Genomic DNA, 9350 nt, shown 5'->3' with positions numbered 1-9350 from the left:
TGCAAGAATACGAGGAAGCAGGAAATAAATATGCGGGCAACAATCGTATTGACGATGTTTTTCCGTTGAAGCGATTTTTTCGGCAGGGGCAACGCGAATCATCCGTAAAAAATATAGGGTTTTCGTTCAGACACTAGTTAGGTAAAGGCGCTTTTCGTTTTAAAATGAAAAAGAATTCTAAAAAGGGGTTAAAAACGGTTGATATCTGCAGAATGTTCGATATTTCGAAATCAACTTTATTTAGATGGGAAAAAGAAGGTTTAATTTCGAATATCGGGAGGGATTGGAGAAACTGGAGAATTTACTCCCAGCAAAATTTAGTTGAAATCAAAAGAATGATCGGGAAATTGAAGAACTATTCGTAGATTCCTTAGCAGGTTAATTTTTTAGAGGTCGAAATGTTTGGAATGGGCAGGAAAAAAAAGGTTTTAGTGGGATTGGACATCGGGTCCAATTGCATTAAACTTCTCCAACTCAAAGAAACCCGGAAGAGCTTTGCTTTAGAAAAATTAGGAGTGGCTCAACTTGACCCGGAGTTAATTGTCGATGGAACGGTGATGGACGCCGGCAGGGTTGTGGAAACGATAAAAACTCTTGTAGAAGAACAAAAGCTGAAAGTCAAGGAGGTAGCGATTTCGGTTTCAGGTCACTCTGTTATTGTTAAGAAAATTACGGTTCCGGTCATGACCGAAGAGGAACTGGAAGAGTCCATAAAATGGGAGGCCGAACAATATATCCCGTTTGATATTAATGATGTCAATATCGATTCATTTATTTTAGGACCCGCCGAATCAGTTGACGGGAAGGAACAGATGTCCGTCCTGCTTGTTGCGGTTAAAAAAGACAAATTGACTGAGTACCTGACGCTTGTCCAGGAAGCCGGATTAAATCCCGTCGTGGTCGATGTGGATGCCTTTACGATTCAAAACATGTTCGAGTTTAATTACGGTTTGGATAATAGCGTCACGGCTCTGGTCAACATCGGAGCGGGGGTCATGAACATCAATATCCTTAAAAACGGAAATTTCACTTTTACGAGAGATATATCGATTGGCGGAAACAAATATACCGAAATCATCCAAAAAGATCTTAGTTTAAGCTTTGATGAGGCGGAAAGGCTTAAAAAAGGGGAAGAGATTGAGGGCGTGAATCCTGAAGCCCTGGCAAATTCCATCGAAAATATGAATGGAGAAATTGCGGCAGAAATTCAGCGGACGTTCGATTACTTTAAAAACACCTCCAATCAGGAGCAAATCGACCGGATATTTTTAAGCGGAGGAGGCGCGAAATTAAAAGGACTGGTTTCCTATTTAAATGAAAAATTAACCCTTCCGGTAGAAATCGTCAACCCCTTTAAAAATATTGAGTTTGATCCCAAAACTTTTAGTCCTGATTATATTCAGGAGGTCGGGCCCATGACGGTGGTTGCGATGGGACTCGCAATGAGAAGAATCGGCGATTGATGATTAAAATTAACTTACTCGGGTCTCCGAAGGCAAAAAAGGTAAAAAAGGCTGATCAGGCTAAGGTACAGCTTTTCTCGGGGCTGGCCGTTATTGTGCTTTCAATCCTGATGACCCTGTACGGCTGGTATTGGCTCGATCATAAAATTGTCGCTTTGACAAATGAAAAGACGGCAAATGAAAAGGAATTAGCTGCGCTTAAAGAAAAAGTCAAAGAAGTCGAAAATCTTGAAAGAGATAAACAGGCTTTACAAGAAAAAATTAAAATCATTGACCAATTGAAAAAAAACCAGAGCGGACCTGTTCACCTGTTAGATGAATTGAGTAAGAATTTACCGGAACGGGTGTGGGTTTCCACATTCTCTGAACAGAACGGGAACGTGGATATGGAGGGTAAGGCCATGTCCAACACCGACCTTGTCGGGTTTATTGAACAACTCTCCCGGTCAAAATATATCCAGAATGTTCAACTCATTGAATCCAGGTCAAGTATGGAATCTAATGTGAATATTTTTACTTTTAAAATTAAATTTCAAATTCTTACATCTTTGTAAAGCGAAAGCTCCTAATGGCTATTTCTGATTCTCTCAATCCCATTTCTCCTCTTCAAAAACTAGTGATTTTAATTTTGCTTTTAACGATGATTATCGGGGGATTTATTTATTTTGTGTATCTCCCTGATAATGTGGAAATCAGCCGGTTGACGAATGACATTGAAAATTTAAAAAGGGAAATCGACATCAATAAAGTCAGAGCCAAGCGTCTGGCAGAACTTAAACAAGAGTTGGAAAACGTTCAAAGGGAACTCGCTTTAAAAAAAGATCAGCTCCCACCGGAAATCCAGGCTGTTCAACTCCTTGAACAGGTTGAAAAATTAGGCAACAAAATCGGCTTGGAAATAAAGTTGTGGCGGCCGGGTGCGAGGAGAGTGAATTCCAGCGGATTGTACGTTGAGCTTCCGGTGGACGTGGAATTTTTGGGAAGTTATCACGAGTTTGGAATGTTTTTTGATCAAATCAGCAAATTCAGCCAGGTGATTAATGTTTCTAATCTTAAAATGGGCAACCCCAAACAGGAAAAGGGAAAATGGCTTGAGCCGGTAACCTTTCTAGCAACGGCTTTTGCGTCTGTTGAGAAAAAAGAAAGCTCCCCTAGCCAGGAAAAAAGAAAATGATTAGAATTTTGAATATCTTCGCCTTCTTTTTAATATTTGTTTTCGTCGGGTGTTCTAATACCGCTACAACCGAAAAGCCCGTTCCAGCGGGACCTCTGCCGGTTCCGAAGAATGCCTTAACCCCAAAGCCGGAAAAAAATACGGTTGTCGCTGTGACTGCTCAACCCGCTGTTCAACAGGTTACAACGCCTCCCGCTCTCAAAGCAGATCCGCCGCCTCCAGCGGCATACGCCTATAATCCGGAGGGAAGAAAAGATCCGTTTAAACCTTTTTTATTGGGAGGAAGTTCAAGAGTTTCAAATCCAGCGTTTCCTCTTTTAAATTATCCGGTATCAGATTTGAAATTGGTCGCGATCATGGGCCTGAAGAAAAATCATTTTCTAGCCATGGTTCAAACTCCGGATGGAAAAGGGTATACGATAAGAGCCGGGATGGAAGTGGGCATAAACCGGGGAAAAGTCAAAGAAGTAACCAGTCAATCCGTTTTTATTGAAGAAGATTACACAGAAGTGAGCGGTGAAAAGAAAAAACGGACTGTTATTCTTTCACTGCGTCCTCCAGAGGAAGGTCAGATATGAAAATTTTTAATTGGTGTTACAGGATCATGATTTTCGGGATCATTTCGATCGGACTGATCTCCTGCGGTTTGACGAGTTCAATGCTCAAATCGAGTTCCAAAGAAAAAAATAAAATCAATAGCATTAAAGTCATGGATTACGCGGATAAAACCGAGATTGTGATAGAAGGGGACAAAGCGATTTCTTATACGGCTTTTTCCTTAACCGATCCCCTGCGGTATGTGGTTGATCTCTCTGGAATCTCTTCAGGAAATTATAAAGAAAAAATAGATGTTAATCTCGGCTCCGTAACCAGTATCGTTCCCATAGAAAATGCACAACCCTTTAAAGCCGTACGACTTGAAATCGGATTGTTAAATCAGGTTGAGCCCGCTATCAGAAAAGAGGGATTAACATTAGTTGTCGATATACCGAAAAAGGACCTGGGTGCAAATCCTCCAGAACAGGTTGAATTAACAAAAGAAGACAGTAAGGAAAAAGCGGGATCTGATTCGATGCCCGGGTTTAACCTGACGCCTTCCGCCATTTCCACCTCCGAAACTTCTGCGTCATCCGAAGGTTCAAAGGACACCGCTCCGGCGGCGGAAAATCAGGCCTCCGGCCCGTCTCCTGAAGAAAAACAGAAAGTTGCGACAAGAAAAAATCATGTCGAATCGATAAAGGTTGATCAAACTGAGCAGACCGTTGATGTGATGATCTCCGGGGAGTTCTCAGCTCCCAGGGTGTTTAAGCTGAAAGGGAATCGTCTGGTGATTGATATTAACGGTGCGACTCAAGAGATTCGTCCCTTAATTCAAAAGGTTCATCTGCCTCCTGTCGAAAAAATCAGAATTGGCCAACACCCTGCACCCAAGAAAGTCCGGATTGTGCTTGACCTCTCTGAGAATGTTCCCTTTACGACCGAATCGGATGAAAACGTTTTCACGGTTCATTTGATGAAGAGTGGTGTCCCCCAACCCGTTTCTCAGGCTAACGGTGAGACGGCGGTCCAGAATGAGCCCGAAAGCAAAAATGAAGTGGCCAAAGAGGAGAAGCCTTCCGAACCTTCTCCCCCTGAAGCCGCGGCTCCTGCTCCGCCCCAAAACATGGTAAAACGTCCGAAGAAAGGGAATATCCTTTTTGTGGAAAGAACGCAAACCACCAGGAAAAGGTATGTGGGAGAAAAGATTTTCCTTAATTTTCAGGATACGGAGATTTCCAACGTTTTAAGAATTATTTCGGAAGTCAGCGGATTCAATTTTGTGATCGGTGATGAAGTAAAAGGGAAGGTCAACTTAAAATTAAAAAATGTGCCATGGGATCAGGCTCTGGATCTGGTTTTAAAGATGAACAATTTAGGCCAGATCCGGGAGGGTAATATCATCCGTGTCACCAGCCTCGCAAATATCACGAAACAACAAGATGACGAGTTGAAGGTTAAAGACTCCCAGATTAAAACAGAAGATTTGGTAACGCAGGTCATTCATGTGAATTACGCGAAGGCTGTCGAAATGATGGAGCCCCTGAAAAAAAATATGAGTAGTCGGGGCGAGATTACAGCCGATATCCGAACGAATTCATTGGTGATTAAAGATATTGAAAAAAATATTAACCAGGTGGCTGACCTGATTAAAACTCTGGATAGCCGAACACCTCAAGTGCTGATTGAGGCCAGGATCGTTCAGGTCAGTCCCACCTATACCCAAAGTTTAGGGGTTCAGTGGGGGGCTCAAACTTCCCAGGTCATTAATAATAATACCAATCAAATTGGCATTACCTCCGGGATTTCAGGTCCATTTAACGCTCAGACGCCTGGTTTTGCCGTGAATTTACCCGCTGCCTCTCCCTTTGGCGGTGTTGGGTTTAGCTTTGGGACGTTAACAGGGAATCCCCTTAATTTAGATCTTCGCATTTCCGCTGGAGAGGCCCGGGGATTAACCAAGATCATTTCCACTCCAAAAATTGCGGTGCTGGATAACATGGAGGCAAAAATTGAGCAAGGTGAATCAATCCCTTTTGCCACAACTTCCCTGTCGGGAACACAGACGACTTTTGTTGATGCCAATTTGACCCTGACCGTTACGCCTCATGTGACCGCTGATGGAAGCGTGATTATGAAAATCAATACCGCTAAAAACGCTCCGGGATCAACGCGCCAGGGGGCTGCCGGACCCAGTATTTTAAAGAAACAGGCGAGCACCAATATTTTGGTGAAAGACGGGGATACCGCCGTTATTGGCGGTATTTATGAAACCAGCAAGGCGGATTCCACGAGCGGGGTTCCCATTTTATCGAAAATCCCGATCTTGGGGTGGTTTTTTAAGAATCATCAAGTGGATGAAAACACTTCAGAGCTACTTGTTTTCCTCACACCAAAAATCATGAAATAAATTTTACCCTTTTAAAGCAGGGGAAGGCTTAAAAACCTCCCCTGCGCGTTTTTCTCCCCCCCTAGCCATTTTATTCCCTTTTCAGCTATAATAATCCTGAAAATAATAGAGGACGGTTCGTTGCAAAAATTTCATAAGAATATTGTTCTTGTTGGTTTTATGGGTGTCGGAAAATCAACAGTGGGAAAATTGTTGGCAAAACAGACCGGGTATACCTTTTTGGATACCGACCAGGTCATCGAAGAAAAGGAAGGATTCTCCATTTCTGAAATTTTTGAAAGAAAAGGGGAAAATTACTTTAGGGAAATCGAAAAAGAGGTGATTCGGCACATTTCTCAAAGAGATGATTCCCTTATCGTTGCAACAGGCGGAGGGGCCCTATTAAAACCTGAAAATCTTAAGAATTTAAAAAAAATAGGTTGTTTAATTTGTTTAAGAGCCTCGGCGGAAGAAATTTTAAAAAGAGTTAAAAACGAAAAACATCGGCCTTTGTTAAGGGGTGACAACCCTCTTGGAGAAATTAAGGCCTTAATGAGAGAGAGAGAATTGACCTATCAAGCTGCTGAATGGGTCATCGAAACCGATCAAAAAACACCTCAGGAAATTTATAAAAACATTAAGGAGAAAATATTGAAACATTCTTCAAATTGTCCTCTATCTGTACAGGTTCAATTAGGGGGAGAACGAACCTATCCTATTCTTTTGGGAAGAGGGACCGTCTTTCAATTGGGAGAATACCTCGGACGACAGCATAAAGGTAAAGTTGCGGTAATGACAAATCCGCTCGTCTGGAAACTTCATGGTGCGGCGCTGAGGAAGTCTTTGGTTGGCGCGGGGTTTAAAATTTTGGTCATTCAAATTCCGGATGGGGAACGATATAAAAATATTCGATGGGTCAATTACGCGATAGGGGAATTGTTAAAAAATAAGTTTGAAAGAGGGTCTCCTATTCTTGCTTTCGGGGGAGGTGTCATTGGAGACCTCGCAGGTTTTGTCTCAGGCACTTTTTTAAGAGGGACGCCGTTTGTTCAAGTTCCTACGACCTTAATCGCCCAGGTCGATTCAAGTATCGGAGGAAAAACCGGGGTCAATCACCCTTTGGGGAAAAATCTGATCGGGATCTTTCACCAGCCAGGATTTGTGTGGATGGATACGGAATTTCTTCAAACCCTTAAGAAAAGAGATTACACTTCAGGTTTGGCCGAGGTCATCAAGTACGGAGTCATAGATGACGAAAAACTGTTTGAGTTTCTTGAAAAAAGCAGGGATCTGATTCTTCAGAAAGATCCTGAAACGGTTTTTCACCTGGTGAAAAGATCATGTGAGATAAAAGCCCATGTGGTCAGTCAGGATGAAAAAGAATCGGGTTTAAGAAAAATCTTAAATTACGGCCATACGATGGGTCATGCCATCGAAGCAGTCACCCGATATAAAACCTACCGGCATGGTGAGGCGATTGCCATTGGAATGCATTTCGCGGCGTCGGTTGCCTTAAACGGGGGCGACTGTTCAAAGGATTTGGTGGAGAGGCAAAAAAACCTGATTGAATCACTTAATCTGCCAGCCTTATTGCCCAAATTAAAAAGGAAAGAGATATTAAAAAGTATGGCTTTCGACAAAAAGGTCAAGGCCGGACAGATTTATTTCATTCTTCCGAAAACAATCGGGGAAGTGGTCATTAAACCGGTTGATGCCAAGCTCATTGAAAAGACGATGATAACCCTGATCCATTGATAAAGGGGACACCTACTCCCTTCTCAACGGCCAGGTTTTTCAATGACTTACGTATGGGTTGGAAGAATTATTTCGCGGTTTTTTGTTTTTTAGGACGAGATTGTTTTTTCTGCTCTTTAATTTTTATCTGAAGTTTTTGTTTCTTTTTTACCCTTTTTCGTTTTAATTCTCGTGATCGTTCTGTGCCTTTAGCCGCCATACTGTTCCTTTCAATTGTGGAAAAACTCATTCTTCTTATTTTAGGTTAATACCCGAAAAAGTCAAGCATAAACCTTGACAAAAGAGGGAAAAGTCGACCAAAATCATACGCTCTTAAAAATCTTTTTAAAAAAAACGTTTCGGTGCAAATGAAAGGACATTCGATGGAAGAACTCAAGACCCTTTATCGGGAAGCCATGAAAAATTTTCGTGAAAACAAACTTAATGAAGCAATCGGAAACCTGGAAAAGGCAATAGAAATCGATCCTGGGTTTGCAAACGGACTCGAAGCGCTAGGAGAAATGTACCAGAGGGCTCAGCGGCTGGATGACGCTATTCGGGTTTTACAACGATTTTGTGAAATCGCACCGGATGAAGTGATGGGGCATACCAATCTGTCGCGTTTGTATCAAAAAAAGGGGATGATCAAGGAAGCCGAAGATGAGCAGGCGAAAGCACGGCTCCTTTCGATGAAAAAGTAGAGAAGTGGAGCTGGCGAGGATCGAACTCGCGACCTTCAGACTGCCAGTTGGATTCAATGAATTTTAACAAGGGCTTGATTTTAGGCTGGTTTTCCGTAAACGTCTTAAAAATCAATCAATTTAAAGCAGTCCATTGTTTCTATCTATTCCTGAGAATTCCATTTGTTTTGGTTTAATCTAGCACAAGAAAAGCACACTTGAAGTTTACGCAGAAATCGTGTAACATTATTTCTGTGAGGAGATGTCTATGAAAAGAAATATTACCATTACGTTGGAAGAAGAGCTTGCAAAAGAAGCAAAAGTTTTAGCGGCTCAGAAAGATACCAGCGTTTCCCAATTACTGGCTGATTACCTGGAATCAATTTTAAAATCAGAAAAAAAGAATGAGGAGGCAAAGGAAGATTTTTTCAAATTAACCCGTAAAAAATATTTTCTGAATTATTCAAAACGTCAATTCCAAAGAGATGCGCTTCATGAAAGATAAGATTTTTTTGGATACCAATATATTGGTATATTGTTTTGACAGTTCAGATAGGGTTAAAAAAGAAAAAGCAACTCAGATATTAAAAGATCTCTGGGAAACTTCAAATGGGGTGCTCAGTCTTCAGGTTCTAAAAGAGTTTTTTGTGACGGTTACGGCTAAGCTCCCTGTAAAAATGGATTTTAAAAGCGCGAAGGCGGCAATTTTAGATTTATTCAGCTGGAATATTTACATGGAAGACCGGAGTTCTCTTGAAAAGACTTTTGAAATTGTTCAAAAATATCATCTTTCGTTTTGGGATGCAAATATCATCAGTGCGGCCATCCTGTCTCAGTGTAATAAAATTTTAAGTGAAGACCTTCGACATGGTCAGGTGATTGAGGGGGTGCAAATTATCAATCCGCTTTTGTAATCAACTCGTAACGTAAAGAGCGAATGCTTAATCCGAGATATAATCTATGCAAGAAACAATAAACCTCTATTCAAGTCTTTTGGTCTAATGTTAACAGTTACATCTTTGTAAATGGATTCAAAACCGCTTGCCTCTTAAAATTATGATTTTTTTTTCCTGTAAGTCTCAAGGTCATCATCCGCCATTCTATCCAATGGTTATAAATGGGATTCGTCGAGTTCTTTGTCAGATTATTGAATGCTAATCAACGGAAGTGTCTTAGCCGTATTTCGAATCAGGCAAAGACCACTTTAACACGACCAGCGTCTTGCCTCTTACGGGGGCACCCACTACAATCTTTACGTCCCGGCCAAGACGAGCCAGACATTCCAACATCTTCGCTTCGCTAATTCCCCGGAATTTTCCACTTAACAGGTTCGAGAGTTTCGGTTGAGTCAATCCAAGGATTTGTGCAGCCTT

At 41.6% G+C, this 9350-nt stretch carries 11 protein-coding genes; 10 read left to right on the top strand and 1 reads right to left on the bottom strand.

Annotation, left to right across the window (positions count from 1 at the left end):
* Window positions 1-164: 164 nt before the first annotated feature.
* The 10 genes from HYR79_09465 to HYR79_09420 all read left to right on the top strand — a co-directional run bounded on the left by HYR79_09465 (window position 165) and on the right by HYR79_09420 (window position 8891).
* Window positions 165-365, top strand: coding sequence for a MerR family transcriptional regulator (locus HYR79_09465; protein MBI1821922.1), 201 nt, complete (start codon window positions 165-167; stop codon window positions 363-365).
* 33 nt (window positions 366-398) lie between these two features.
* Window positions 399-1463, top strand: coding sequence for a type IV pilus assembly protein PilM (gene pilM, locus HYR79_09460; GenBank protein ID MBI1821921.1), 1065 nt, complete (start codon window positions 399-401; stop codon window positions 1461-1463).
* Window positions 1463-2017 carry a PilN domain-containing protein gene (locus HYR79_09455; GenBank protein MBI1821920.1) on the top strand — a complete coding sequence of 185 codons (555 nt, stop codon included), beginning with the start codon at window positions 1463-1465 and terminating at the stop codon, window positions 2015-2017. Before pilM ends, HYR79_09455 begins: the two co-directional genes overlap by 1 nt.
* A gap of 14 nt (window positions 2018-2031) precedes the next feature.
* Complete coding sequence (gene pilO / locus HYR79_09450) at window positions 2032-2637, top strand: type 4a pilus biogenesis protein PilO (GenBank protein MBI1821919.1); 606 nt, start codon at window positions 2032-2034, stop codon at window positions 2635-2637.
* Window positions 2634-3215, top strand: coding sequence for a pilus assembly protein PilP (locus tag HYR79_09445; protein MBI1821918.1), 582 nt, complete (start codon window positions 2634-2636; stop codon window positions 3213-3215). The genes pilO and HYR79_09445 overlap by 4 nt, the downstream gene beginning before the upstream one ends.
* Window positions 3212-5584, top strand: a complete 2373-nt coding sequence (gene pilQ, locus HYR79_09440) for a type IV pilus secretin PilQ (protein MBI1821917.1) — start codon at window positions 3212-3214, stop codon at window positions 5582-5584. The genes HYR79_09445 and pilQ overlap by 4 nt, the downstream gene beginning before the upstream one ends.
* A gap of 120 nt (window positions 5585-5704) precedes the next feature.
* The gene (locus tag HYR79_09435) at window positions 5705-7318 is read left to right on the top strand and encodes a 3-dehydroquinate synthase (protein MBI1821916.1); all 1614 of its coding nucleotides are present in this window, start codon (window positions 5705-5707) and stop codon (window positions 7316-7318) included.
* Window positions 7319-7665: 347 nt separating this feature from the next.
* On the top strand, window positions 7666-7998 hold the full coding sequence (locus HYR79_09430) for a tetratricopeptide repeat protein (protein ID MBI1821915.1): 333 nt from the start codon (window positions 7666-7668) through the stop codon (window positions 7996-7998).
* Between the two features lie 247 nt (window positions 7999-8245).
* Window positions 8246-8482, top strand: a complete 237-nt coding sequence (locus tag HYR79_09425) for a hypothetical protein (protein ID MBI1821914.1) — start codon at window positions 8246-8248, stop codon at window positions 8480-8482.
* Window positions 8472-8891 (top strand): PIN domain-containing protein, encoded by a 420-nt coding sequence (locus HYR79_09420; protein ID MBI1821913.1) that lies wholly within the window; start codon window positions 8472-8474, stop codon window positions 8889-8891. Before HYR79_09425 ends, HYR79_09420 begins: the two co-directional genes overlap by 11 nt.
* 258 nt (window positions 8892-9149) lie before the next feature.
* Here the strand turns inward: HYR79_09420 and HYR79_09415 are convergent.
* A partial coding sequence (locus HYR79_09415; protein ID MBI1821912.1) for an XRE family transcriptional regulator occupies window positions 9150-9350 on the bottom strand: 201 nt, incomplete at its 5' end.

The sequence above is a fragment of the Nitrospirota bacterium genome (assembly GCA_016178585.1).
Taxonomy (GTDB): Bacteria; Nitrospirota; Nitrospiria; order JACQBW01; family JACQBW01; genus JACOTA01.
The sequence above is the reverse complement of the archived record's forward strand: the minus strand, read 5'-3'. Positions and strand labels throughout refer to the sequence as shown.

Excerpts from the sequence above, each read along its gene's own strand:
- HYR79_09445 (MBI1821918.1), top strand. The coding sequence starts at position 2,634 with ATGATTAGAATTTTGAATATCTTCGCCTTCTTTTTAATATTTGTTTTC.
- pilO (MBI1821919.1), top strand. The coding sequence starts at position 2,032 with ATGGCTATTTCTGATTCTCTCAATCCCATTTCTCCTCTTCAAAAACTA.
- HYR79_09430 (MBI1821915.1), top strand. The coding sequence starts at position 7,666 with ATGAAAGGACATTCGATGGAAGAACTCAAGACCCTTTATCGGGAAGCC.
- pilM (MBI1821921.1), top strand. The coding sequence starts at position 399 with ATGTTTGGAATGGGCAGGAAAAAAAAGGTTTTAGTGGGATTGGACATC.
- pilQ (MBI1821917.1), top strand. The coding sequence starts at position 3,212 with ATGAAAATTTTTAATTGGTGTTACAGGATCATGATTTTCGGGATCATT.
- HYR79_09465 (MBI1821922.1), top strand. The coding sequence starts at position 165 with ATGAAAAAGAATTCTAAAAAGGGGTTAAAAACGGTTGATATCTGCAGA.
- HYR79_09425 (MBI1821914.1), top strand. The coding sequence starts at position 8,246 with ATGAAAAGAAATATTACCATTACGTTGGAAGAAGAGCTTGCAAAAGAA.
- HYR79_09455 (MBI1821920.1), top strand. The coding sequence starts at position 1,463 with ATGATTAAAATTAACTTACTCGGGTCTCCGAAGGCAAAAAAGGTAAAA.
- HYR79_09420 (MBI1821913.1), top strand. The coding sequence starts at position 8,472 with ATGAAAGATAAGATTTTTTTGGATACCAATATATTGGTATATTGTTTT.